A 23,838-nucleotide genomic window follows, 5' to 3' on the forward strand; every position below is an offset into this window, starting at 1 on the left:
CGTTATCCGATTTTTTTCAGTGCCCTCTCGGCTTCTTTTATTATTAGTTTGTTTTTATGCCCTAGTAGTATTTCAATTTTTTCTTTTGCTTTCTTTGATTTCAGCCTCCCTAATGCATCCAACGCATGTGGAGCTACTTCAAAATCATCCAATAATTTAATTAAAACAATTTCAGACTGTTTAGATTTTATCTTTCCTAACGCTGCAACAAACATCTGCCTTGATATGCCATTTTCCCGGTCTTGAACTATCTGCAAAATATTTTCTGCATCTTCATTCGTTATTATTGTATAAAAGGCATTTCCAATCGCCCATCGTAAAGAAGTTTCGTTTTTTGGGATTTGATTATATTCTTCAATTAATACTTTATTAGCCACGCCGGCAGCATCTTTCACAGTTAAGGCCCTTATAACTCCTTCTTTTACTTTAATGTCGTCGATTCCTTTTTTCAGTAAACTGCTTAAAATAGGGATTGCCGCCGCGTAGCGTTTGCCACTATTCACTAAATCATAGATATTGGTTATTTCTATTCCGACTTTTTGCAATTCAGTCTTAATTTCGGTCATATCTACTGGCATTACTATTCGATTTTGTGCGTTTATATAAGCCGACGATTTAGAAAGATAATTATTTGGTTATAATTTTCAAATCGCCAAATCTTCAAATTAAAAAATCAATCCGCTTCAGTTTCACCTAAATACAAATCATCAATATCCTTCGCATATTTCTTTTCAATCACCTTGCGCTTCGCTTTCATGGTTGGCGTTATTTCGCCATCTTCAATGCTGAAAGGTTTGCGTTTTACTTTGAAGTTTTTTATCCGCTCAAATTTTGCCAGTTCGTTCGAGAATTTTTTGATGTCCTCGCCAATCCATTCTACAATTTCTTTGTCGTCGATAAATACGTCCGGCTTTTCAAAAAATTCATTGCTAAGTTTAAAAACTTCCTGCAGGGTTTCCTTCGCCGGTACAATTATGGCGGTAATGTATTCGCGTTTATCGCCAATCAAAAAAATCTGTTCAATTTTGGGGCTTTTTAAATAGGTGTTTTCAACAGGTGTGGGGTATATGTTTTTACCATAGGCATTTACCAGCATGTTCTTCAACCTGTCGGTTATTTGCAGGTTGCCCCTGAAATACCGGCCAATATCGCCGGTATGGAACCAGCCATCCGCATCAATAACTGTCGCAGTTTCTTCCGGTTTGTTCCAATAGCCCTTCATCACACAATGCCCACGCACAATTATCTCGCCTTCTTCCGATTGGAAATCTTCTTTAAAAGTATCGTGTGTTTGTATGGTATAAATTTGTTTGGTATCCACGTTTTGTATGGCCACCTCGATACCAGGAATAATACGTCCAACTGTACCGTAAATTATACGGTGATCCTCGGTAACTGACATTACCGGCGATGTTTCCGTCAGCCCAAAGCCCTCCAGTATTTTGATGCCTAAATCGCCAAAAAATTCACCGATATTTTTAGGCAACGCGCCACCGCCAGAAAGCATTATTTTTAATCTGCCGCCGGTTTTTTCTTTTATTTTACTAAACACCAATTTTTCGGCGAGTGCATGCTGGCTGCTCAATATCAGGCCCGGAGTTTTACCAGCTTCCTTTTTCAGTCTTACTTCGCGGCCTATTTTAAGCGCCCATAAAAATATTTTTGATTTCACGCCACCTGCGCTGGTGCCGTTTTTCATGGCCTTGTCGTGTATGCGCTCCAGTAAGCGTGGTACGCAATTCATTATGGTAGGCCTAACCTCGGCCATGTTTTTGGCAAGCAGGTCGAGGCTTTGCGCAAAGGCTATCCGGCTGCCGGTAAAAAGGCAAACATGGTAAGTTGCGGTACGTTCAAATACGTGCGATAGTGGTAAAAATGACAAGAAGATATCTGCGGTTTCAATAATCGGTATTTGTATTAAGCTCACCCTGGCATTTTCGGTAAGGTTATAATGGGTAAGCATAACACCTTTTGGCGTGCCGGTTGTGCCCGAAGTATAGATAAGGCACGATAAATCAGACGGTAAAATGCTTTCCCGGGCACCGTTAATCGCTCTTGTATAACTATCAACCAACGTTAAACCTTCCTCAATCACTTGTTTGAAGCCAATAACCCCTGCGTTGAGCGTTAGCTTGGCTACCGATTTTTCGAAATCGTCAAATGTCGGTATTACCCGTATTAAGTTGGGGCAGTTATTGGCTATCCGAACAATTTTCCGTAATAGGAAAGGGTTGCCGACAATAATCGTCCGTGCACCGGAGTCATTTAAAATATACTCTATATCCGTTTCTGAGAGGGTAGGGTAGATGGAGGTATTTACGGCGCCTATTTGCTGCAGCGCCTGGTCGTAATAAACGTAATCGGGGCCGTTTTCAACTATCAGGGCCAGCCGGTCGCCTTTTTTTATGCCGATGCTTAGTAACCAGGCCGAAATGGCATCTATCTTCTCCAGCGCCTGCCGGTAGCTGATTTCAACCCATACATCGCCAACTTTGTGGCTCATAAAGGTTTCAGTATCGGGATGGATGTTTTTTACAATATTGCGGATGAGGCTGGGGATAGTTGATTGTTCAGCGGCCGTGTTCATTCGTATAAAAAGGGTTTATGATGATAACAAATCTATTAAATGATTTCACAGATTGAAGAATATTTTAACACGATTAGAGGATTGAAAGGATTTTCAGGATTTGATTGGGATTTTGATTTTTTAAACTACATTTATGGCATAATTACTTTAACCACATATAAAATCAGGATTACCAAAAATCCGGCCTGCTAAACAGGTTGTTTTAGGTTGATTTACAAATCAGCCAGTGTACGTTACACCCAATTTCTTTCAAATTAATTAATACAATTTTGATACTTTAAGCATCTGCATTATTATGCGCTTTGCTTTTAATAATGATAAAAAATGGAACAAAAATCCAACAAAGAAATATTAGCCGACATGTATAGGCACATTATTCGCGATTTGCGCATTGATTTATTGGATGTATACGTCCACGAGGATTATATACAGCATAGCCCCATGCTGCCGGATGGAAAAGCCGGGCTGCTGAAAGCTTTAACTTATTTAAAAGCAATGCCAAAACCCGTAGAAGCGAGTCCTTCGCCGGTGGTGCGAATGATAGCGGAAGGCGATTTAGTAATGGCCCATCTTGATGTTACCTTTATGGGTAAGCGCCGGGCAGTTATAGATATTTTCAGGTTTAGGGATGGCAAAGTAATTGAGCATTGGGATGTACAGCAGGATGTGCCGGATGAGATGCCACATGGGAATGGGATGTTTTAAAACTAATAAGCCCCGAATTTTCGGGGCTTATTAGTTTATTTTGTTATCGGTAACTGTTTTAACGCATCAGTCTCTAACCGGTATATTTCTTCAATGGGGACAACTTTGCGACTGTCTTTTTCTATATCCTTGCCTTCAACGGTCCACGTAAACGGGTAGATAGAAAATCCTTTATTGCCTGTTATTCCGGTCATATCGGCCCGCCAGCTCTTCCATCTTAACTTGTCATAAAATTGATCCATATTCCCCACCAAACAAAAATCGATAAACTCTGAGTAACCTATATGTAGCGATTCCCATTTTAAATCATCGGGCGCCAGGTAGTAAACCTTTCCCAACTCAGGGCCTAAAGCGCCGCCATTAATAGCAAAAAAGCCACCTATCACATCGTCGGCGACTAACAAAAATTGAGGCTTTTCTCCAAACTCCTTAAATGTTTTTCCTTTGTTCCATTCGGATAATGTGCGATCCAGTTTTTCATTTCCCGAACCTAATATTCTTATCCAGCCGTCATCAATTAAAATCCCACCAGAAAAATAAACGATAGCACCCATTATTGAATGCGTAGTTACCTGTGTTTGGTACAAAGTTTCGTTTGCCTTTGCCGGGTTTACAGGCAGAATTTCAAATTTATTCCGGGCTATTTTGGTAGCGTGCATAAATGCACCCCAGCCGGAAGTATCAGCAGTTAGCTCCTCAACCGGTCGCATTTTGCTCTGAGCAATAGAACTATTAATTCGGGCCAGCAAAAAGAAGCTTAGAATAAACAGGCTTAGTTTGAACGGATGTTTCATGACGTGTAAATATAGGAGGTAATATAAAACAAAAAAAAGCCCCGAAAAACGGGGCTTTTGAATTATAAAATATTTTGTGTTTTATACAGAAAAACTTTCCCCACACCCGCAAGTCCTGCTTGCATTCGGATTATGGAAATTAAACCCTTTGCCATTCAGTCCGTCCGAAAAATCAAGCTCGGTGCCGGCCAGGTAAAGGAACGATTTCATATCAAGGGCAATGCGTATATCCCGGTCTTCAAAAAACTGGTCGCCTTTTTTTATTTCGTTATCAAAATCAAGGTTGTATGATAAGCCCGAACATCCCCCTCCCTGTACAGATACCCTCAAGAAATACGAAGCATCAAGCCCGGAATCAGTCATGAGATGATCTATTTTGCTTTTTGCTTTATCAGTTATTGTTATCATTTTTTGTTTAGATTCAAGAATCAAGAAAGCAAGAATCAAGAAAAATTAGTCTTGAATCTTGACTCTTATGGTCTTGGCTCTGTTCTTAGTGATGTACTTTTTCGCTTTCAATTGGCGCCATACCGTTTTTTACGCGGTAATCGTTAATTGCTGCTTTAATAGCATCTTCGGCCAATACCGAGCAGTGAATTTTTACCGGTGGCAAAGCCAGTTCTTCAACAATATCCATGTTGTCAATCTTCATGGCATCGTCAATGCTTTTACCTTTAAGCCATTCTGTAGCTAATGATGATGATGCAATAGCCGAACCGCAGCCGAATGTTTTAAACTTGGCGTCAGTAATCATATTGTTATCATCAACCTGGATTTGCAGGCGCATAACGTCGCCGCATTCAGGGGCACCAACCAAACCTGTACCTACCTTGTGGTTACTTTTGTCCAAAGTGCCAACATTGCGGGGGTTGGTGTAGTGGTCAATTACTTTTTCTGAATAAGCCATTTTTATCTTTATTAATAGTCGTTGTAATAGTTGTTATATCAAAAATAATTCCGAAATCGACAATCCGACTCTCGAAATCAATATTAATGTTCTGCCCACTCAATCGAGTCAAGGTCAATTCCTTCTTTAAACATTTCCCAAAGTGGTGAAAGTTCACGAAGGTGGGTTACTGCTTTTTTGGTTATCTCAACAGCGTAGTCAACTTCCTCATCGGTTGTAAACCTGCCCAAGCCAAAACGGATTGAAGAATGCGCCAAATCGTCTGACAAACCAAGGCTTTTCAACACATATGATGGCTCCAATGAAGCTGATGTACAGGCCGAACCGGATGACACTGCCAAATCTTTCATAGCCATCATTAAGCCTTCGCCTTCAACATATTTGAAGGAAATATTGGCTACATGTGGTAAGCGATGTTCAACATTGCCGTTTACATAGCTTTCTTCTAATACAGTTAATTCAGCCTGCAGCCTGTCGCGCATTACAGATAAGCGTTTTGCTTCGCTTTCCATTTCAAGTCCGCAAAGCTCACAAGCTTTACCGAGACCAACAATACCCGGAACGTTCAATGTACCAGAACGCATTCCGCGCTCGTGGCCGCCACCGTCCATTTGAGCGGTAACTTTAACCCTTGGGCCTTTGCGGCGCACGTATAATGCACCAACGCCCTTAGGGCCGTATATTTTGTGTGCCGATAAAGCCAGTAAGTCGATACCGTCTTTATTTACATCCACAGGGATTTTGCCAACTGCTTGCACAGCATCTGTCATAAACAATGCGCCGTGTTTGTGTGCAATGGCAGATATTTCTTTTATGGGTTGGATAACGCCGATCTCGTTATTGCCATACATTACCGATACCAGGATAGTTTCAGGTGTCATAGCTGCTTCAAGCAGGGCAAGGTCAAGTATGCCATCTTCTTTAACCGGCAGGTAAGTAACTTTACCACCAAGTTTTTCAACATGTTTGCAGGCATCAAGTACGGCTTTATGTTCTGTAACCGTGGTTATAATGTGGTTGCCTTTTTCTTTGTACATCTCAAACACACCTTTAATTGCAAGGTTGTCTGACTCCGTTGCACCCGATGTGAAAATAATTTCCTTTTCGCTGGCGCCTATTAATTTGGCCACCTGCTCGCGGGCATAATCAACACCTTCTTCGGCTACCCAGCCAAATGGGTGGTTACGGCTTGCGGCATTGCCAAATTTTGTAGTGAAATAAGGCAGCATGGCCTCAAGTACCCTTGGGTCCATCGGCGTTGTGGCGTTATTATCTAAATAGATCGGGAGATTCATAGTTCAAAAATATTAACAAAACAAAGGTAGGTAACTTTTATTTAAAATCATTAAAAATAAGGACTAAAATACCTTAAACCAGTCAATAATTTACAATATTTGGACATGAACAAGATAGAGCATATTGGAATTGCCGTAAGTAACCTGCAAACCGCCGGCGAGATATACCAAAAGCTGCTGAATACAACTGTTTATAAAACAGAAGAAGTGCTATCTGAAGGAGTAAAAACGGCTTTTTTGATGAATGGGCCCAATAAAATAGAATTACTGGAAGCCACCAACCCCGACAGCCCGATTGCTAAATTTATTGCTAAAAAAGGGGAGGGGATACATCATATAGCGTTTGATGTGAGCGATATAAGGGCCGAAATGGCGAGGTTAAAGACTGAAGGTTTTGTACTGTTAAATGACGAACCGAAGTTAGGTGCCGATAATAAACTGGTTTGTTTTGTGCACCCGAAAAGTGCGAATGGGGTACTGGTGGAGTTGTGCCAGGAGGTTAAATAATAGGTAGCTTTTTTGAGAAAGTGGGTTTACGTTGGGTTTACACATTTGGGGTTTACACTTGATTATATCGTTGATAATCAAATATTTAAGTCGAAATACTATATGACTTGGGGTTTGCACTATTAACTCAAAATATAAGCACTCCACTTATCTGCAAAATTTCCAAAAAGTTAAGAAAACAATATCTTCAGGCAACAATCCGTCCAAAATAACGTATTAAACGACTGTAAGTCGTTTTGAGCAAATTGAAAAATAAAGCATCACGACTAAAAGCAGATTTCAGTTGAAACGGATAGTTTGTGAATGATGAACAGCAACTACATGATGCGTGGAATAGTAGCAATAATGGCCTTAGCATCATTTACGATGTGTGCCAAAAAAACGGTTGGTGTTGAAATCGAACAGCCGGCCGGCGACACAATCACTAATCCCGTAAATCCCACCGATCCTACAATTGATTGTACCTATACGGTTCGGCCGTCGCAATGGCAGGTTGACGGCACTAAGATAGCCGCGGGATCTGTTTTGTGTATTCCCGCAGGAGCAAGGGGAGCCTTATTGCTAAAAAATCTGAAAGGCACGGCCGACAAACCGATCATTATTATAAATAGAGGTGGCCAGGTTACTTTTACAGCAATGCTTACCGCGGGATACGCCTTTAAAACACAAAATTGTAAGTACTTTAAGATACAAGGCAATGGTACATCTGGCATAAAATATGGATTTGTTGTAGATGGTGGCAACATCGGTATGACGATGGATGATCTCAGCTCTGATTTTGAAATTCAAAATGTTGAAGTCCGCAACAGTGGATTTGCGGGCATTATGGCAAAAACGGACCCTACATGTGATGTAGCGACGCAACGAGGCCATTTTACAATGAAAAATGTGCTGCTGCACGACAATTATGTCCATAAAACCGGTGGTGAAGGCTTTTATGTGGGCAATTCTTTTTATGCAGATGGAATGTCGATAGCTTGCGGCAAAGTTTTACCTCATGATGTAGTAAACGCCAGGATATACAATAACATTACCGATTCTACGGGTTGCGAAGGTATACAGGTTGGCAGCGCCGTTTCAGGATGTGAGATTTATGGCAATACCGTTAAGTCGCCGGGATTAACACCTTTTGCAAACGGCCAGAACAATGGCATACAGATAGGCGAAGGCACCGGCGGGAAATGTTATAATAACCTCATTAAAAACGCACCGGGCAACGGAATAATAGTTTTGGGACTTGGCGACAACCTTGTGTTTAACAATTATATCCTCAACTCTGGTGATAACGGCATTTTTGCAGATTCGAGGTATACGCCGGGGCCGAATTTTCAGTTTATAAATAATACCATTGTCGCGCCAGCTTCCGATGGCATTAAGTTAGACTCCGAAACTATCCCGATGAATACCGTTATTAATAATGTGATTATAAATCCCGGATCCGGCACCGCCGTGTTCAAAAAGAGCGGTAGCGTTAAGCTCATAGCCTCAAATAACTTTATCAATAAAGATATCAACACCTGCAAATTCATTAATTATAATGGCGGTGACTTTCATTTACAACCGTCCTCTCCGCTTATCGATGCTGGTGTAAGTGTGTTATCGTATGGGGTAAGTTTTGACTATTATCGTACTATACGCCCATCCGGCAGTGGTTTTGATATCGGAGCTACGGAATATAAGTAAGTTCATAGTTGATGGTTCATTGTTCATGGAAAATTATGGGTAAATTTTGTTTTGCGTTAGGGATAGAAGCGGATACCGGCCTGAGCTTAAGGCCTGTGCAGTATGAGCGGATAGCCCGGCCCGCTTCTATCAGCGGGAACGCCAATATTCTCTGAACCTGGATTAAACAGATTAAGCGATTTTCATAATTACTTACCGCGAACAACTATTTTTGAATATTATTAATCAGATAAATCAAGATTCGTACGTTGCATAAATTATCAACCCAACTAATCGAACTGGCCGCTCATCCAGACCACAAATCAACCGAATCCAGCCGACCCAATACAACCAGTTAACTCGAACTAACAAACGCTTTCGTTTCCAATCGACGTAACCGCCCCAACCATTTACCAATGTCAATCCAACTATTAATAAATACGATACAAAAAATAAATTACCTATTTCTACTTTTAAATATTATTACTACATTTGCACCTCTTTTATAAGGAAGTTATAACACAATGAAAAAAGATCTGCATCCATCAAACTATAGATTAGTTGTTTTTAAAGACATGTCAAACGACTACGCTTTTATAACTAAATCATGCATCGACAGCCGCGAGACCATAAAATGGGAAGATGGCAATGATTACCCGTTGATTAAATTAGAAATTTCGCATACATCGCACCCTTTCTACACCGGTAAAATGAAACTGGTTGATACTGCAGGGCGTATTGATAAATTCCGCACCCGTTACAACAAAAAGTAATTTTGCTTTTTCGATAAAATATTTACGAGTCTCCCGGTACATCGGGGGACTTTTTTTATTTTTGCAGCATGGCTATTATCTTATTCGACGATAACGCACACCAAACACTTCTGCCTTTAACTTTTACCCGGCCGGTTGCCGATTTACGAATCGGTATACTTACCATTTCGCAGAAGTGGGAGAAATATTTAAATCTTACAGCCTCGTACCATACCCAGCCCTGGCTGCAGGGTAAATTCCCTTTAAAAATAGAGCAGGAGAACATATTTATTTTTGGCGGCGTTTGCCCCGATGAATATTTGCTCGACGCAATAGCTAAGCTGCAAAACGGTGAAGCATTAAAATATGCCGACCAGTTGTTAGCTGTAAAGCTAAATGTTGCCGATGCCGCGGATTTTGATCCGAAAGCTGATTTTTCATCTGTTACCGTCTTAGACAACACCCCGGTAATCATCAGGTTCCCCGAAGATATTTTCCGCAAAAACGATATTGAGCTTCGCAAGGACTATACGCTGCTTACCAAAGGCCGCACCAGCGCAACTATCGATGCGACTAATATTATTATAGGTGACGATTTTTTTGCCGAGGAAGGCGCTATTGCCCATTGCTCAACCTTTAACACCACCAACGGGCCAATTTACCTGGCTGCCAAAACCGAGGTTTGGGAAGGTACCCACATACGCGGTGCTTTTGCTATTTGTAGGAACTCGCAGGTTAAAATGGGCTCAAAAATTTATGGCGCAACCACGGTTGGGCCGTATTGCAGGGTTGGGGGCGAAATAAATAACGCTGTTATTTGGGGTTATTCATCAAAAGGTCATGAAGGCTATTTAGGCAATGCTGTTTTAGGCGAATGGTGCAACATCGGCGCCGATACCAATAATTCGAACCTTAAAAATAATTACGATGGAGTGAAGCTGTGGGATTACAATACCCAGCGTTTCCGCAAAACTGGTCTGCAATTTTGCGGGCTAATAATGGCCGACCATGCCAAATGCGCCATCAATACTATGTTTAACACAGGTACAGTGGTGGGTGTAAGCGCCAATGTATTCGGCGCTGGGTTTCCCCGCAATTTCGTACCTGATTTCTCGTGGGGCGGCGCGCAGGGCTACGAGGTGTATTCCATCAAAAAAATGTTTGAGACCGCGGAGCGTGTTTTTGCCCGCCGCGATCACCGTACGTTTGATGAACACGAAAAGCACATTTTACAGGCAGTATTTGAACTGACGGAAGAATTCAGGAGGTTTTAATTATAGTTGATTAGGTTGATTGAGTTGATTAAGTGAGTTGTTTAATTCGGTAATCCTTCTCTAACCTAATCAACTCAATCAACATAATCTAACTTAATCAACATAATCTAACTTAATCAACTAACACAAAATGAGAAAAAAAATTGTCGCCGGAAACTGGAAAATGAACCTTGACTATAACGAAGGTTTGGCCCTGTTTTCTGAAATTATAAATATGTTTAAGGATGAGGCTACCGGACAGCAGCATGCTGTGGTTTGCAGTCCGTTTATACACTTGCATAGCCTGGTGCAATTGGCAAAAGGTTATCATAATGTAGGCGTTGGCGCGCAAAATGCCCACCAGGCCGAAGCTGGTGCTTATACCGGTGAAATTTCTGCCAAAATGGTTAAATCTGTTGGCGCGGGTTACGTTATCCTTGGCCACTCGGAACGCCGCCAGTATTTTGGTGAAAGCAACGAACTGCTTGCCAAAAAAACAGACACTGCTTTAGCTCACGATCTTACCCCGATATTTTGTATAGGCGAAACGTTGCAGGAGCGCGAAGCTAACCAGCATTTTGATATTATTAAAAGCCAGCTGGTTGATGGTATCTTTCATTTGGATGCAACCCAATTTGGTAAACTTGTAATTGCTTATGAGCCGGTTTGGGCCATCGGTACGGGTGTAACTGCCTCGTCCGACCAGGCGCAGGAGATACACGCCTTTATCCGTAAGGAAATTGCCGCAAAATACAACCAGCAGGTAGCCGATGATACCACCATTTTGTACGGTGGCAGCTGTAACCCCAAAAATGCCCCAGAGCTTTTTGCCCAGCCAGATATTGATGGCGGTTTGATCGGCGGTGCATCGCTTAAATCGCGCGATTTTATTGATATTGTAAAGGTATTTAATTGAGTTGCAGAGATTAGAGGTTGGAGATTAGAGATTAGGCGGCAATGTTCTGCATTTTTCTAATCTCTGGTCTCTAACCTCCAATCACTGCTGAAAGCATGAAAAAGCTGCTGCGATTCCTTCTGCCGCCTTTTATTGGCTTTTCCGCTTTTTTTGTGGGGATACGGTACAGCTCGCTTTATTTTGAGCTGAAAATTGATGAGATGGGCCTTGGCGACCTGAAAAGCTTTATGGCTTTTTACCGGTACACAATGCCTTTGTTGTTTATTGTTGCTGTGTTAACGCAATTATTGGTTATAGCTCCCGTATGGCGTGCCATGAAGACCAAGAATGCTGCTGACAAGATAAATGTCATCATCGACCTTTGTTTTATATGCGTTTTATTTGCCTTCGGGATAGCTTACGTCATCTGGGACCCTCATGCAGGCATTAGCAGGCTGATTAAACTCACCGGTTTCCTGTCAGTAGTGCAACTGGCTTACTGGTTTATAAATTTGATAATATTGTATTTGATCGAATAATTGAGTCCGAAAGTCCAAAAAGTCAGTAAAGTCCGAAGAGAACATATTTGTGGATTGCCCTGGCAGTTTGGGCGACGATAACTATTCTCTAACCTCCGGTCTCTAATCTCTAACCGCATGAATTACTACGAATTACTTTTTACTACCATACCTACCGAGGATTACCAGCAAGATTTACTGATAAATGCTTTGGGCGAAATTGGGTTTGATACTTTTGAGGAGCTTGATTTTGGGTTTAAAGCCTACATACCAGCGGATGATTTTAACCAGCCGTTGCTGGACGAAACGCTAACGGCCTACCAGGATATGTTTACGTTTACTTACGATATTACACTGATACCGCAAAAAAACTGGAACGAGGTATGGGAAAGTAATTTTGAGCCGATTGAAATTGGTAACCAGATTTTTGTGCGGGCAACCTTTCACCAGCCAAGGCCCGAGTTTAAATATGAGATTGTTATCGATCCTAAAATGGCTTTCGGCACAGGGCACCATCAAACCACATCAATGATGCTGCAACTGATGCTTGAGAATGATTTTTCAGGTAAAAAAGTGCTCGACATGGGTTGCGGTACAGGCATTTTGGCTATAATGGCTGCCAAACTTGGCGCCGCGGAAATCGTCGCTATTGATTATGACCCGGTTTGCTATGAAAGCACTATCGAAAACGCCAATTTGAATAATACCGGTAACATTACTGCTCTTTGTGGCTCGAAAGAAGTTATACCAGCAGCAACCTTCGATACCATATTGGCTAACATTAACCGCAATATCCTTATTGACCAGATGGAACGCTATAGCGAAGTGCTGAAACCGGGCGGAGAGATTTATTTTAGCGGGTTTTATGAAACGCCGGACCTGGAAATAATTACTGATGAAGCCCGTAAATATGGCCTGAATTATATAAGCCACAAAAAGGATAAGGACTGGGTTGCGGCCAAGTTTGTAAAGTAAAGAAACAAAGCTGCGCATCTTTGCGCCATAGGGCCGTAGCGTATATTCACATTAACACAATGTAAATATTAACTAAATTTTTTCTTATATTTAGGGTGATAAAGTAATGTTGTTTTTTAACCCGAACGATATTAATTTATTTGGTAATATGTTTCCATTGTAGCTTGCAACACTGATTTGGTGAAATGAAAACTTATCTTGTCCCTATTGATTTTTCGGCCGCGGCTGAACATGCTGCCGAATTTGCCGCAGCATTGAGCCACCAAACCGAGGTTGAGCACATTATTTTGTTGAATGCCTATTACGTTTCGATGTACGAAACTATCCTGCCTAACCCCGATATGGTGTTGGTGAGAGAAGAGGAAGTTGAACAAAATGCCGCCGAACGGCAGCGAAACCTGGAGAAATATGCAGAAAAGCTTCAGAAAAAGGTCAGGCCAGGTGTTAAGATAACCACGCACCTAAACCGTACCCACCTGTTGCGGGCTGTTGTTGAAAATGCAATCAGTAAAAATGCCGACCTCGTTATACTTGGGAGCAAGGGCAACAGTAGTAACAGCGATGCAAAAATAGGCAGCCATGTTGTTAAAATTGCAAAAGCTTGCCCGGTGCCGGTAATTGTAGTGCCGCCGGTATATGGCATCGAAGACATTAACCGCGTGGTAGTGGCGTGTGATTTTAATAAAGTAACCGAGGCTGCCCCCCTGGCGTCGTTAATTAAAGTATTAAACCGGAGAAAATTTAATCCGCTGGTAGTAAATATTGATAATAAAGCCGGCGCTGCCGAAGGGGAGGCCGAAAAAATTGCAGAAGGTACTGCCCTTTATGATACCTTGAAGCCATATCACCCTAAGTATTATTTTATTAACCACCCGGATATTATTAATGGCATACTGCATTTTGCCAACCAGCACGACGCCCAAATAGTGATAGCGCTTCCGCATAAGTATAGTTTTTTACAGTCGTTATTACATACCAGCATATCGCAGCAACTGCTTGAAAGCTCTGCTGTACCGGTATTATTATTAAAATAGCTAATATGATTTTGAATACTTTTTAAAGGAAACGAACAATTATTAGCTATAAATAATAATTATTAATATATTAGATTTTTTAAAGTAATAGTTCAGCTTCTGCCTCAAATAAAATATTATACAAAATAGTTGATAATTAGATAGATATTAGATATTATTGTAACTTTATTAACTATCGCGAAATCTTTTAACCTTTAATATTAAATGAAGACACTCGGAAAAAAAATCAGGTTATTACGCCACCAAAAAGGATGGAGCCAGGAGGATGTTGCTAAAAGATTGGATATTTCTATCCCTGCCTTTTCGAAAATTGAAACGGGTATTACCGATATCAATTTATCAAGGCTTGAGCAGATAGCTGCTTTGTTTGAAATGTCGGTAGTGCAATTACTTACTTTTACTGATGCCGAACAGGATCAGAAAGTAATTAATGAGCTGGAAACCATTAACAAAAAATTAATGGACCGCGAAACGGAAGTTATCGATCTGCAAAAAAAGGTTATAGAGTTATTTGAAGAATTAAGGCACAACAAAATAACTGCCTGAAAATAGTCGGCACGAATGAGCTCGAATTGAATTAGCACAAATTCGTTCGAATTTATTCAAATTTCACGAATTTGTTAAAAGCGGGCTCACAGGTTATTTACCAAATCAACCTGATTCTTAATTAAGGGCTTGTTAAATTTAAAGGCAAATCATGGCCGCTATCGAACTAACCCAACTCGTGTAATTCGATAAAATTCGTGATGATTAGTGCCAATAAATTCGTGAAATTAGTGTCAATTAAAAATGTAGCGCATCGTTAAGTGCTTCTTTCCAAATACCGCCCCCATTGCATTGTGCATCGCTATCATCTTATCGTTAAAGTCGCCAACCCACGATAGTTCAAGTTCGGTATATTGGTTTAGTGGCAAAACATATTCGCCCAGCGTAATAAACAACGCTGACTCGATGCCATGATTTTGAAATTTTTGTTTGGTGCCCATCACAATTGCCCGCATACGGTTAACGCCTCTCCATTTCTTGTATACAAACTTTAACTTGCCAATTAAATCCAGTTTACCTTTTAGCGGCTTTATCATAGGGTTAGCATCTGGTAAAACTATTAAAAACGATACCGGTTCATTGTTTACATAGGCAAACCATATGAGGTTTTCATCCATTAATGGTTTCATTTTATTGAAACTCTCAGCAATGGTAGCCTGGGTAATAGGCACAAAATTTTCGAAATCCTTCCAGGCATCGTTGTAAATTTCCTCAAAGTCGGTCGCAAATTTTTCTATCTTATCTGCCGTCAGGTGTTTAAATTCATAGCCCGGCTTTTGAGTAACCCATTTAGCTATTTTATAAAATCGCTCGGGGAAGGGTTTTACAATATCAAGGTGATTGGTTATCTGCGCATACAAGGTTTTAAAGCCGTAATGTTCGAAAAAGGGCAGATAATACGGTGGATTATAGTTCATTCCATATGACGGCGAAATAAATCCTTCAACCAGCAGGCCCCAAAAGTTATCGTTTTCGCCAAAATTTATGGGGCCATCCATTGCCTGCATGCCGTTTTCCGTCAGCCACTTTTTTGCAGTGTTGAAAAGTAGAAACGCGGCTTTTTCGTCATTAATACATTCAAAAAAGCCAATGCCGCCGGTGGGCTGCTCATAATTATATGCCTTTTTGTTGTTGATGAACGCGGCTATGCGGCCAATAAGTTTGCCATCATCGCCGGCAAGTATCCATCGTGTACATTTACCGTCGTTATGAAAGTTATTTTTCGCCGGGTCAAACACGGCTTCTATGTCGTTATCAAGCGGGCAAACCCACACAACGTCGTTTTTGTAAATTATTCTTGCTGTATCTAAAAAAGCCTTTTTTGTTGCTTTGTCTTTTACTTCAGTTATCGTCATAAATTTTGCCGGGAAATTGTTGGTCATAAAAAAAGCATCCACAGGCATAGCCGGGATGCTTTAAAGTAGATCTTATTTACAGATTAATAATCGTCGTCGTCGTCGTCATCACCATAACTCTCAAACCCTAAATCGTCTAAAGGGCCGTCAAAATCATCGTCGTCGTCATCTACCTTCTTTTTGGGTGTCTGATCAAGCGTGCTATCATCATCATCTTCATCCTCGCCCGTGTTTTCAACTTTTTTTGTTACAGGTTTTTTTGGAGTTCCCATTGCCATGAATTTTATAGTAAAACTGTTTTCATTAAATAAATGCACACAGGTGCAGTTATCGGGTTGCTGTTTTTATTTCTTAGTAAAAATAATCAAAATCATTTTCATTAAAAACATCATTTACAAAAAAAATATTTTCTGATTGTTTTTCAGGAAATTACAAAATTATTCGGACTGTTCGCCTATTGAAACGCCATTACTGGCAAAATCTTTCATTTGTGGCAGTTCGGCGATGTCGTTTATGCCAAAATAGTCCATAAACAGCAGACTGGTGCCATACAGTATGGGCTTACCCAAAGCTTCAGATTTACCAACAATGGTAATTAATTCTTTTTCCAGCAGCTTTTGTATCGAGTAATCGCAGTTTACGCCGCGTATTTGTTCAACATCCGGCTTGGTTACGGGCTGTTTGTAAGCAATAATTGCAAGGGTCTCCAGCGCAGCCTGGCTCAATTTCTTTTTCGACCGCTGGGCCTGCAGCAGGCTGATGACCTGGTGATAATCCTTTTTTGTTAAAAACTGGTAGCCATTGTTAAGTTTAACTATCTCAATGGCAAACCGGCTGTCGTGATATTTATTGGTGATATTTTGCAGATGAGTGTTTATTTCGTCCTCACTAAAATCCAGGCCGAAGGCCGATTGCAGACAATAAAGAATTTCTTCGGTACGAATACTTTGTTCCGATGCAAATATTAAAGCTTCAATGTATTGTTCGATGTTGTCCATTTGTAGTCCGGAGAGTCCGGAAAGTCAGTAAAGCCCGAAAGTAATGAAAAGTCCGGAAGTCCGGAAGTCGGTAAAGTCCGAAAGATAAAAAATAGCCGGAACAAGCTAAAAAGCTTAACTTACCTATCAAAGCGATGAAGCGTCTTTCGGACTTTCCAGACTTTTCCGACTTTCGGACTAATAATTAATTACCTGTTCTTCAATTGCTGACGGTATCTCGCGCCATTCGTACTTTTGGGTGCGCAGCTGCGGTTCAAAGCCTGCTTCCTTTATCGATTCCTGTATGCCTCTGGCGGTAAAACGATGCGGCGCACCGGCGGCAGATACTACATTTTCCTCAATCATAATCGACCCAAAATCGTTTGCACCGGCATGCAGGCAAAGCTGGGCAACCTGTTTGCCAACAGTTAACCATGAGGCCTGGATGTTTTTTATATTTGGCAGCATAATGCGGCTCAGGGCAATCATTCGGATATATTCATCGCCGGTCACATTATTGGTAATGCCTCTCAGTTTACGTAGCAGGGTGCCGTCATCCTGGAACGGCCACGGTATAAAGGCCACAAAGCCATATGCGCCTTCTGGTTTTTCCGACTGCACTTCGCGTATCCAGACCAGGTGTTCAAAACGCTCCTCAATGGTTTCGATATGCCCAAACATCATAGTAGCGGAGCTTGGCAGGTTAAGCTGGTGGGCTGCACGCATAACATCCAGCCATTCCTTACCACCGCATTTGCCTTTGCTTATCAGTCGGCGTACGCGGTCGTTTAATATTTCAGCGCCTGCGCCGGGTAACGAATCAAGGCCGGCGGCTTTCAATTCTCTTAGTACATCGATATGGCTCATCCCTTCAAGTTTGGCAACGTGCGCAATTTCGGGCGGGCCTAATGAGTGTAGTTTAAGGGTGGGGTATAGTTCCTTCAGCTGGCGAAAAGTATCAGCATAAAATTTTAAACCTAAATCGGGATGGTGGCCGCCTTGTAATAAAAGCTGGTCGCCGCCGTAACGGAAGGTTTCTTCTATTTTCTGCTTATAAGTTTCAATATCGGTTATATAGCTATCCTCGTGACCGGGACGACGGAAAAAATTACAGAACTTGCAATTGGCTATGCATACGTTGGTGGTATTAACGTTGCGGTCTATCTGCCAGGTAACCTTGCCGTGGGGTACCTGAATTTTACGCAGCTCATTGGCTGTGTACATCAAGTCGGCAGTTGAAGCATTTTTGTATAGAAAAACGCCTTCATCCTGGCTCAAAAAATCAAACTGCAAAGCGCGCTGCAACAGGTTAGCTGTGTTCATGCACAAATATACGAAGTAAGAGGATTTAATGAGTTTAAATGAGTAAGATTGACACAATAATGAAAGGTTTTAACAATTTGCGTAGAAATTACTCGACGACTGGTGCTAAATTGGCTTTAGCAAACGGTTCAAGGTGTGGCCTCACGTTATTCCAGTTTTTTAACACTATACCAAAGTGTTCTTTGGCTTCTGGACGAACAGCAAATTCAATAGATTCAAGTCCAATTCCTTGTTCAGATATCTCGGCAAAAGATTTTTCTACTTGAGCCGACGATTGTAAAGCAATTTGGAATAACTCATCGGTGTATTTTTTTCCATTCTGAGCATAAAGTTTGGCGATCAAAGTAACCATACTTATTTGACGCATACCTGTTGTGGGATAAAAGGATGTTTTTAATTGTTCTACTGAATCTTTTTTATTTCCAAAAAGCCTAAAAAAAGAATAAATTGAGAAGACCCATAACGAAAAACTTTCTTTAAAGTTTTTGTAAATAAATTTTACGTCGTCAGGTAGTTGTCCCATATTTTCCACTATAATTTGCAAATCACTGAGACTAGCGTTTGTGGCATATGAATCAGCGTCCATCTCTAAAGTTTGGGATATTAAGGGGTTTAACTGATTTTTACTATCAGTTATGCAGAAAACTTCATTAAAAGAAAAGCTATTTGTGACTTCGTTTTTGTATTCTAGGTGCCCCATTACTATATGGCCATATTCATGTAAAATCAAATATTTAATAGCTGTGTAGCTTAAAAATTCTGCTATTGACTTACGGGCTGGATCTTTGGGAACAGGAAAATGCAATGGATTAAGATCGTCTATCTGCAAATACAAATGTTCAATACAGGTTATTTGTGCATTATGTATTTTAGGTGATTCAACTTCTTTCAGTATATCACCGTAGCTTATTAAGATTTTAGGATTCGAAAGCATTCGGAAAAATAGTACTTTCAGAAGTACAATTGCGGCGGCATTGATTCCAATAAAGTATTTCCCATTAAATTTGGTCGTTCTCGCATTTAATGTCCATTCATCAACCAAATTAACATACGCATCCGGAAGACGATTGTCACGCGACCTAATTGATGAAATTAATCCATTACCGACATCAATTACATCGTTAAGCATATTTGCTTTTTCAATATTTTTGTATAGTCCACCATAATACTTAAAAGCTTGGTCGAATTCTTGAAATTGTTTTTTCAAAATATTATAATTAGACGTTAAAATTTAGCTTTTTACCATTCCCTTATCCAACCTCAACACCTTCGTCACACTATCCGGTATTTCATGTTGGTAATGTGTCACATAAATCAGCGTAACATTGCTTAGCCTGCAAATAGTATCAACCAAAGTTTTAAAATGATGTTGCTGATGGTCGTCAAGTCCCTGGCAAGGTTCGTCAAAAATTAGCAGTTCAGGGTTTTTTATCAGTGCGCGGGCCAGCAGGCACAGGCGCTGTGCGCTGGCCGGGATATTTTTCAGAAGCACGCGGGCATATTTATCTATTTCCAGGGCTTTCATCCAGCGTAGTGCCGTATCAGTCTTTGTTTTTTGCGATGGACGGAAAAGCCCCAGTGTGTCATAATATCCCGATTCAATCACCTGCAGGCAACTGTTATCGGTAGGGAAGTACTGGTGCAACTCGGGCGATACAAAACCGATTTTACTTTTTATATCCCAGATGCTTTCGCCGGTACCGCGTTTTTTATCAAATAGTATAATATCGTTGGCATATGCCTGGGGGTTATCGGCATTTATTAAACTAAGCAAGGTTGACTTGCCGGCGCCGTTCGGCCCAAGCAGGGCCCATCTATCGCCGGGAGTAATCTGCCAGTTTATTTTGTTTAAAATTACCTTATCGCCATACTTAATAAACACATCGTTCATTTTTACAATGTGCTGATATTGGATTTTTGCATTGCCGGTATTCAATAGGGCTTTAAGTTCTTCGTTGTCAACCTTGTCCGGAGTTTGGTCTAAAAATAATTCTGCTTTAAATTCTGCCCTGGAAAAAGTTTCGGTAACAGCGCCATCTTCCAAAATAGCCACATTCGTTATGGCATTGGGTATTTCATATGGCGACGTGGCCATTATTATTGAAATGCCCGATCCGATAATTTCATCAATAATTGAATTGAATTTATTCCGGGTATTAACATCCAGGCCGGTTAGCGGGCTGTCAAGCAGCAATAAAACAGGGTTCTTAAGCAGTGCCGCAGCCAGCATCAGGCGCTTGGTTTCGCCGTTTGAAAGTTTGATGATCTGTTTGCTAAGCAACTCACCAAGACTTAATAGGGTAGTGGTTTTTTCAAAGGTCCAATAGTTATTGTGCGGTAGTGCCGGAACTATTGTTCCCAGGTATTGTTCAACGGTAAGTGCATCTTCCGAGTCGGACGAGTTATAGCGTTGTTGGTAATAAAAATCTGCGGTGTTGGATAAGTTTTTGAAATGGTGCCGCGGCTCAACCAAGGCTATCAGTTTATGCCATGTAAAATTGATGCCATTATTACCTTCATCGCTAGTGAAATCTTCAAAAAAATTATAGTCGATATTGCCGCCGGTAATATTAAATCTGCCCGCCAAAGTATGCAGCAACGCGCTTTTACCTGAGCCGCTTTTTCCTACCAGGGCCCAACTCTCGCCTTTGTTAACTAAAAAACTAAGATGGGTAAACAGCGTATTGTTTAAATACCTAACTGTAATATTATTAATGGATATTAATGGTAGATGCATGATCGCACTTTGCCGGTAAAAATAATTAACCGTTTTAATTTATGGCGGTACTTTAATAATAAAAACGTTTGTAAACAATAACGCCCGGTTATTGCTAACCAGGCGTTATTGATTTAGACAAATGCTAAAATTATTTCTTCATTTTTGAAGTGTCTTTAGCCATTTTCTTAGCTGTGTCAGCCATTTTCTTAGCAGTGTCAGCCATTTTCATTGCAGTGTCAGCTTTTTTAGTAGTGTCAGAATCAGCTGAACCAGCAGAACCTTTACCTTTACAAGCAGCGAAAGAAACAGCGATAACTAAGGCTAAAGCGCCCATTTTGAATGAATTTTTCATGTTAATTTTCTTTTTAAGTGATTAAATAGTTTAGCCTTAATACCGCAAAAAGCAAAAGGTAACCCATAAATCTTAAAAAAAATTACGAATCACCTTTTTGCAGTGTTAAAAACTAAAAAATCAACAGAAAAACCAGGAATTATTTTTTCTTGGTAGTGTCTTTTTTAGTAGTGTCAACTACTTTTTTGGTAGTGTCAACAGTTGTTACTTTAGTGGTATCAACAACTTTAGTGGTATCATTAACTTTAGTAGTATCACCGCCAGCCTGATCAGATTTACCTTTGCAAGCCGCGAAAGAAACTGCGATAACTAAGGCTAAAGCGCCCACTTTGAATGAATTTTTCATTTTTTTATATTTTAAAATTTGAGTGTTTGTATGATTTAATACCGGTAATTTAAAAAGGTAACCCAATCAATTTTAAAATATATATAAAATCCATGGTTTTAATATACTAATATATAAATATACAGCCAACCTTGTAGCTGTATGCCTATTAACAGGGTGTTCGGTTCCAATTTTATTTGTGGATGACACAACTTATCAACACTTACAACTTATGCAGTAACCCCAACGTTTACAGCTACTTCAACCAAAAGCTGAAAATATTTTAGTTTTAATTTTTTTTTATCAATAATGGGTTACAATTTCGCATAAATAGTATTAAGTAGTGAGTAAAGAGATAAATAGCGGAATACCAACGGATAGCGAGGTTATACTCGGCATCCTGAATAATTCGGAAAATGTATTGAAAAGGCTTTATTTGGCCTATTTTCCGATGATTTTGCAGTTGGTGATTAATAATAACGGCAACACCGACGATGCTAAAGACATTTACCAGGAAGCCATTATAGTTCTTTATAATAAAGTTAAAACGGGCGATTTTGAATTAAGCAGTAAGCTTAAAACCTATATATATAGCATTTGCCGCAGGCTTTGGTTAAAAAGGCTCACGCAAATGAACAGGTATGGCGGCGACATCAAAGATTTCCAGGAGTTTTTGGTTGTAGACGACGAGACGGAAAAGAATAATGAGCGCGATATACAGTTTAATAAAATGGGAAGCGCGCTGCAACAACTGGGCGAACCCTGTAAAACTATTATAGAAGACTTTTATATCAACAACAAATCGATGCAGGAGATTTGTGAAGAGTTTGGGTATACCAATGCAGACAATGCCAAAACCCAAAAATATAAGTGCCTGCAAAGGCTGAAGAAATTATTTTTTCAGCAAAAATAAGGAGTGTAACGAGATGAGCGAGAACAACGAGTTAACGGAAAGTATTGAGCGTTATCTTAACGGCGAGATGACTAAGCTTGAGCGTGCCCAGTTTGAAGAACTGCGCGCTAAGGATGCCAGCATTAATACAAAAGTAGCCGAGCATAAACATTTCATCAACCTGGTAAAGCAATATGGCGAACGCCTTGAACTTGAAAGGCGTTTGGATGCTATTCACGATGAAATTGATGTACACGCATTGGAAGACGAGCTGATGATACATCCATCATGGGTAGTAAGGATGTGGCGCAATCACCATTCAAAAATATCGGTGGCGGCATCTATAGCTATTTTTGCTGTCCTTAGTACTTTGTTTTTCACAGGGTATTTGAACAACAAAAATGCGAATTATGGTCCACTGAAAGGTAAGATAGATAAGTTAGAGCGTGACCAGAATACGCTGATAAACACAGTTAAGAATTTACCTGTACAGCATCCGCAGATGACTAATCCTGGCAATTTTAGAGGAACAGGTTTCGCTATTTCTGCAAATGGTTACATAGTAACAGATAACCACGTAATTCGCAATGCCGATTCGGTTTATGTGCAAGCGGCTGATGGTAAATCATACCGTACAAAAGTCGTGTACGTTGAACCTGTGAATGATATCGCAATTTTAGAAATTACCGACCCTTCTTTTAAACCGTTAGCCCCGCTGCCTTATACTTTAAAGAAGACAGAAACCGATTTGGGAGAGAGCGTTTTTACTATAGGTTATCCAAAGGAAAGTATTGTATTGGGTTCGGGCCTTTTAACGTCAAGTACTGGGTTCAAAGGCGACACAACTCAATATCAAACCTCTGCATTGCTTGACTATGGTCATAGCGGCGGTCCGTTGTTCGACAATAAAGGCAATATCATAGGCATTGTTAACGGTAAGCAAACCCGAATAGAAGGCGCCGCATTTGCTGTTAAGACAAGCTATTTATTGAAGGCCATCAAAGACATTCCGGCTGACTCATTAAACAAGCCGTTGAATGCAAACGGTAAAAATACGCTGGCCGGTTTAGCTCGCCCGCAGCAGATAAAGAGGTTAGAAAACTACGTATTTATGGTTAGGGTGTATAACCAGTAAAGATCCCAAAAAACTATCTATATAGTTCAGGGCGTTATGATTTGGTCATAGCGCCCTGTTTTTTTGTGAGGCCCCTAACCCCTGACGGCGTGCCGTCTTAGCGTTATCAGTGGCGCAAAAAGGGTGAGTCAACTTTGCCTGATCTATCATTTTATGACACGCAACATTACAATGGTATATTTAAAAAACATCAATTTATAGCGCTTGACAGCGATCACTTACACGAAATTGAATTACCTGTAAAAGTAAAATACCTGATAATCAGTATGTTTCATAGCGTTCCGGGTGTTCCGCGTAAAAAAATGGAACGCCACTGCATTAAGTTTCCGC

26 protein-coding genes are annotated in these 23,838 nt (G+C 40.5%); 12 read left to right on the plus strand and 14 right to left on the minus strand.

The genetic code is table 11. The features are described 5' to 3' along the window. Positions 1–2 precede the first annotated feature (2 nt). Together Q0R52_RS19035 and Q0R52_RS19040 are read right to left on the minus strand one after the other, a co-directional pair. The gene (locus Q0R52_RS19035; protein ID WP_295797071.1) at positions 3–578 is read right to left on the minus strand and encodes a HEAT repeat domain-containing protein; all 576 of its coding nucleotides are present in this window, start codon (positions 576–578) and stop codon (positions 3–5) included. A gap of 95 nt (positions 579–673) precedes the next feature. Next, positions 674–2,587, minus strand: coding sequence for a long-chain fatty acid--CoA ligase (locus tag Q0R52_RS19040; RefSeq protein ID WP_295797072.1), 1,914 nt, complete (start codon positions 2,585–2,587; stop codon positions 674–676). 324 nt (positions 2,588–2,911) lie between these two features. Here Q0R52_RS19040 and Q0R52_RS19045 point away from each other — a divergent pair, with 324 nt between their 5' ends. Next, positions 2,912–3,292: a nuclear transport factor 2 family protein gene (locus tag Q0R52_RS19045; RefSeq protein WP_252789485.1), complete on the plus strand. Its 381-nt coding sequence runs from the start codon at positions 2,912–2,914 to the stop codon at positions 3,290–3,292. A gap of 35 nt (positions 3,293–3,327) precedes the next feature. Here Q0R52_RS19045 and Q0R52_RS19050 read toward each other — a convergent pair whose 3' ends face one another. The 4 genes from Q0R52_RS19050 to Q0R52_RS19065 form a co-directional block, all read right to left on the minus strand. Then, positions 3,328–4,086, minus strand: a complete 759-nt coding sequence (locus Q0R52_RS19050; protein ID WP_295797074.1) for a DUF2625 domain-containing protein — start codon at positions 4,084–4,086, stop codon at positions 3,328–3,330. Positions 4,087–4,167: 81 nt separating this feature from the next. Then, on the minus strand, positions 4,168–4,494 hold the full coding sequence (locus Q0R52_RS19055) for an iron-sulfur cluster assembly accessory protein (protein WP_252789489.1): 327 nt from the start codon (positions 4,492–4,494) through the stop codon (positions 4,168–4,170). Between the two features lie 85 nt (positions 4,495–4,579). Further along, complete coding sequence (iscU, locus tag Q0R52_RS19060) at positions 4,580–4,993, minus strand: Fe-S cluster assembly scaffold IscU (protein WP_073401315.1); 414 nt, start codon at positions 4,991–4,993, stop codon at positions 4,580–4,582. 83 nt (positions 4,994–5,076) lie between these two features. Further along, positions 5,077–6,288 (minus strand): IscS subfamily cysteine desulfurase, encoded by a 1,212-nt coding sequence (locus tag Q0R52_RS19065; RefSeq protein WP_295797079.1) that lies wholly within the window; start codon positions 6,286–6,288, stop codon positions 5,077–5,079. A gap of 105 nt (positions 6,289–6,393) precedes the next feature. Between Q0R52_RS19065 and mce the strand changes: the two genes are divergently transcribed. From mce to Q0R52_RS19110, 9 genes are all read left to right on the plus strand, one after another. Further along, positions 6,394–6,795 (plus strand): methylmalonyl-CoA epimerase, encoded by a 402-nt coding sequence (gene mce / locus Q0R52_RS19070; protein ID WP_295797081.1) that lies wholly within the window; start codon positions 6,394–6,396, stop codon positions 6,793–6,795. Between the two features lie 303 nt (positions 6,796–7,098). Next, entirely contained in the window at positions 7,099–8,478 is a 1,380-nt protein-coding gene (locus tag Q0R52_RS19075) for a right-handed parallel beta-helix repeat-containing protein (RefSeq protein ID WP_295797083.1), read from the plus strand. 503 nt (positions 8,479–8,981) lie between these two features. After that, positions 8,982–9,230 (plus strand): type B 50S ribosomal protein L31, encoded by a 249-nt coding sequence (locus Q0R52_RS19080; protein ID WP_252789496.1) that lies wholly within the window; start codon positions 8,982–8,984, stop codon positions 9,228–9,230. 68 nt (positions 9,231–9,298) lie between these two features. Continuing rightward, complete coding sequence (locus tag Q0R52_RS19085; RefSeq protein WP_295797085.1) at positions 9,299–10,483, plus strand: GlmU family protein; 1,185 nt, start codon at positions 9,299–9,301, stop codon at positions 10,481–10,483. 130 nt (positions 10,484–10,613) lie between these two features. Further along, positions 10,614–11,378, plus strand: a complete 765-nt coding sequence (tpiA, locus tag Q0R52_RS19090; protein WP_295797087.1) for a triose-phosphate isomerase — start codon at positions 10,614–10,616, stop codon at positions 11,376–11,378. Positions 11,379–11,473: 95 nt separating this feature from the next. After that, positions 11,474–11,896: a hypothetical protein gene (locus tag Q0R52_RS19095; protein ID WP_295797089.1), complete on the plus strand. Its 423-nt coding sequence runs from the start codon at positions 11,474–11,476 to the stop codon at positions 11,894–11,896. Between the two features lie 117 nt (positions 11,897–12,013). Beyond that, positions 12,014–12,850: a 50S ribosomal protein L11 methyltransferase gene (gene prmA, locus Q0R52_RS19100; RefSeq protein WP_295797093.1), complete on the plus strand. Its 837-nt coding sequence runs from the start codon at positions 12,014–12,016 to the stop codon at positions 12,848–12,850. A 185-nt stretch (positions 12,851–13,035) separates the two neighbouring features. Further along, complete coding sequence (locus Q0R52_RS19105) at positions 13,036–13,884, plus strand: universal stress protein (RefSeq protein WP_295797096.1); 849 nt, start codon at positions 13,036–13,038, stop codon at positions 13,882–13,884. Between the two features lie 204 nt (positions 13,885–14,088). Beyond that, positions 14,089–14,430: a helix-turn-helix transcriptional regulator gene (locus Q0R52_RS19110; RefSeq protein ID WP_252789506.1), complete on the plus strand. Its 342-nt coding sequence runs from the start codon at positions 14,089–14,091 to the stop codon at positions 14,428–14,430. A 233-nt stretch (positions 14,431–14,663) separates the two neighbouring features. Here Q0R52_RS19110 and Q0R52_RS19115 read toward each other — a convergent pair whose 3' ends face one another. The 8 genes from Q0R52_RS19115 to Q0R52_RS19150 form a co-directional block, all read right to left on the minus strand. Further along, positions 14,664–15,785 carry a GNAT family N-acetyltransferase gene (locus Q0R52_RS19115; RefSeq protein WP_295797480.1) on the minus strand — a complete coding sequence of 374 codons (1,122 nt, stop codon included), beginning with the start codon at positions 15,783–15,785 and terminating at the stop codon, positions 14,664–14,666. An 83-nt stretch (positions 15,786–15,868) separates the two neighbouring features. Then, positions 15,869–16,057 (minus strand): hypothetical protein, encoded by a 189-nt coding sequence (locus Q0R52_RS19120; RefSeq protein ID WP_252789510.1) that lies wholly within the window; start codon positions 16,055–16,057, stop codon positions 15,869–15,871. A 165-nt stretch (positions 16,058–16,222) separates the two neighbouring features. Continuing rightward, positions 16,223–16,783: an SMC-Scp complex subunit ScpB gene (gene scpB, locus Q0R52_RS19125; RefSeq protein ID WP_295797101.1), complete on the minus strand. Its 561-nt coding sequence runs from the start codon at positions 16,781–16,783 to the stop codon at positions 16,223–16,225. 177 nt (positions 16,784–16,960) lie between these two features. Next, positions 16,961–18,085 carry a cyclic dehypoxanthinyl futalosine synthase gene (mqnC, locus tag Q0R52_RS19130; RefSeq protein WP_295797104.1) on the minus strand — a complete coding sequence of 375 codons (1,125 nt, stop codon included), beginning with the start codon at positions 18,083–18,085 and terminating at the stop codon, positions 16,961–16,963. Positions 18,086–18,173: 88 nt separating this feature from the next. Continuing rightward, positions 18,174–19,292, minus strand: a complete 1,119-nt coding sequence (locus Q0R52_RS19135; RefSeq protein ID WP_295797106.1) for a hypothetical protein — start codon at positions 19,290–19,292, stop codon at positions 18,174–18,176. A 24-nt stretch (positions 19,293–19,316) separates the two neighbouring features. After that, positions 19,317–20,822: an ATP-binding cassette domain-containing protein gene (locus tag Q0R52_RS19140; RefSeq protein ID WP_295797109.1), complete on the minus strand. Its 1,506-nt coding sequence runs from the start codon at positions 20,820–20,822 to the stop codon at positions 19,317–19,319. A gap of 130 nt (positions 20,823–20,952) precedes the next feature. Next, positions 20,953–21,156, minus strand: a complete 204-nt coding sequence (locus Q0R52_RS19145; RefSeq protein WP_295797112.1) for a hypothetical protein — start codon at positions 21,154–21,156, stop codon at positions 20,953–20,955. Positions 21,157–21,295: 139 nt separating this feature from the next. Next, entirely contained in the window at positions 21,296–21,502 is a 207-nt protein-coding gene (locus tag Q0R52_RS19150) for a hypothetical protein (RefSeq protein ID WP_295797115.1), read from the minus strand. A 322-nt stretch (positions 21,503–21,824) separates the two neighbouring features. Between Q0R52_RS19150 and Q0R52_RS19155 the strand changes: the two genes are divergently transcribed. Both Q0R52_RS19155 and Q0R52_RS19160 read left to right on the plus strand, forming a co-directional pair. Further along, a complete protein-coding gene (locus tag Q0R52_RS19155) occupies positions 21,825–22,394 on the plus strand; it encodes a sigma-70 family RNA polymerase sigma factor (RefSeq protein ID WP_295797118.1) in 570 nt (189 codons plus the stop codon). A 13-nt stretch (positions 22,395–22,407) separates the two neighbouring features. Next, on the plus strand, positions 22,408–23,508 hold the full coding sequence (locus Q0R52_RS19160) for a serine protease (protein ID WP_295797122.1): 1,101 nt from the start codon (positions 22,408–22,410) through the stop codon (positions 23,506–23,508). The last annotated feature ends 330 nt before the right edge of the window (positions 23,509–23,838 follow it).

This window comes from Mucilaginibacter sp., from assembly GCF_025359345.1.
In the GTDB taxonomy this organism is placed as follows: Bacteria; Bacteroidota; Bacteroidia; order Sphingobacteriales; family Sphingobacteriaceae; genus Mucilaginibacter.

Excerpts from the sequence above, each read along its gene's own strand:
- scpB (WP_295797101.1), bottom strand. The coding sequence starts at position 16,783 with ATGGACAACATCGAACAATACATTGAAGCTTTAATATTTGCATCGGAA.
- Q0R52_RS19040 (WP_295797072.1), bottom strand. The coding sequence starts at position 2,587 with ATGAACACGGCCGCTGAACAATCAACTATCCCCAGCCTCATCCGCAAT.
- Q0R52_RS19140 (WP_295797109.1), bottom strand. The coding sequence starts at position 20,822 with ATGCATCTACCATTAATATCCATTAATAATATTACAGTTAGGTATTTA.
- Q0R52_RS19080 (WP_252789496.1), top strand. The coding sequence starts at position 8,982 with ATGAAAAAAGATCTGCATCCATCAAACTATAGATTAGTTGTTTTTAAA.
- mce (WP_295797081.1), top strand. The coding sequence starts at position 6,394 with ATGAACAAGATAGAGCATATTGGAATTGCCGTAAGTAACCTGCAAACC.
- Q0R52_RS19065 (WP_295797079.1), bottom strand. The coding sequence starts at position 6,288 with ATGAATCTCCCGATCTATTTAGATAATAACGCCACAACGCCGATGGAC.
- prmA (WP_295797093.1), top strand. The coding sequence starts at position 12,014 with ATGAATTACTACGAATTACTTTTTACTACCATACCTACCGAGGATTAC.
- mqnC (WP_295797104.1), bottom strand. The coding sequence starts at position 18,085 with ATGAACACAGCTAACCTGTTGCAGCGCGCTTTGCAGTTTGATTTTTTG.
- Q0R52_RS19145 (WP_295797112.1), bottom strand. The coding sequence starts at position 21,156 with ATGAAAAATTCATTCAAAATGGGCGCTTTAGCCTTAGTTATCGCTGTT.
- iscU (WP_073401315.1), bottom strand. The coding sequence starts at position 4,993 with ATGGCTTATTCAGAAAAAGTAATTGACCACTACACCAACCCCCGCAAT.
- Q0R52_RS19045 (WP_252789485.1), top strand. The coding sequence starts at position 2,912 with ATGGAACAAAAATCCAACAAAGAAATATTAGCCGACATGTATAGGCAC.
- tpiA (WP_295797087.1), top strand. The coding sequence starts at position 10,614 with ATGAGAAAAAAAATTGTCGCCGGAAACTGGAAAATGAACCTTGACTAT.
- Q0R52_RS19055 (WP_252789489.1), bottom strand. The coding sequence starts at position 4,494 with ATGATAACAATAACTGATAAAGCAAAAAGCAAAATAGATCATCTCATG.
- Q0R52_RS19120 (WP_252789510.1), bottom strand. The coding sequence starts at position 16,057 with ATGGGAACTCCAAAAAAACCTGTAACAAAAAAAGTTGAAAACACGGGC.
- Q0R52_RS19160 (WP_295797122.1), top strand. The coding sequence starts at position 22,408 with ATGAGCGAGAACAACGAGTTAACGGAAAGTATTGAGCGTTATCTTAAC.
- Q0R52_RS19050 (WP_295797074.1), bottom strand. The coding sequence starts at position 4,086 with ATGAAACATCCGTTCAAACTAAGCCTGTTTATTCTAAGCTTCTTTTTG.
- Q0R52_RS19150 (WP_295797115.1), bottom strand. The coding sequence starts at position 21,502 with ATGAAAAATTCATTCAAAGTGGGCGCTTTAGCCTTAGTTATCGCAGTT.
- Q0R52_RS19110 (WP_252789506.1), top strand. The coding sequence starts at position 14,089 with ATGAAGACACTCGGAAAAAAAATCAGGTTATTACGCCACCAAAAAGGA.
- Q0R52_RS19105 (WP_295797096.1), top strand. The coding sequence starts at position 13,036 with ATGAAAACTTATCTTGTCCCTATTGATTTTTCGGCCGCGGCTGAACAT.
- Q0R52_RS19085 (WP_295797085.1), top strand. The coding sequence starts at position 9,299 with ATGGCTATTATCTTATTCGACGATAACGCACACCAAACACTTCTGCCT.
- Q0R52_RS19075 (WP_295797083.1), top strand. The coding sequence starts at position 7,099 with ATGATGAACAGCAACTACATGATGCGTGGAATAGTAGCAATAATGGCC.
- Q0R52_RS19095 (WP_295797089.1), top strand. The coding sequence starts at position 11,474 with ATGAAAAAGCTGCTGCGATTCCTTCTGCCGCCTTTTATTGGCTTTTCC.
- Q0R52_RS19035 (WP_295797071.1), bottom strand. The coding sequence starts at position 578 with ATGCCAGTAGATATGACCGAAATTAAGACTGAATTGCAAAAAGTCGGA.
- Q0R52_RS19115 (WP_295797480.1), bottom strand. The coding sequence starts at position 15,785 with ATGACGATAACTGAAGTAAAAGACAAAGCAACAAAAAAGGCTTTTTTA.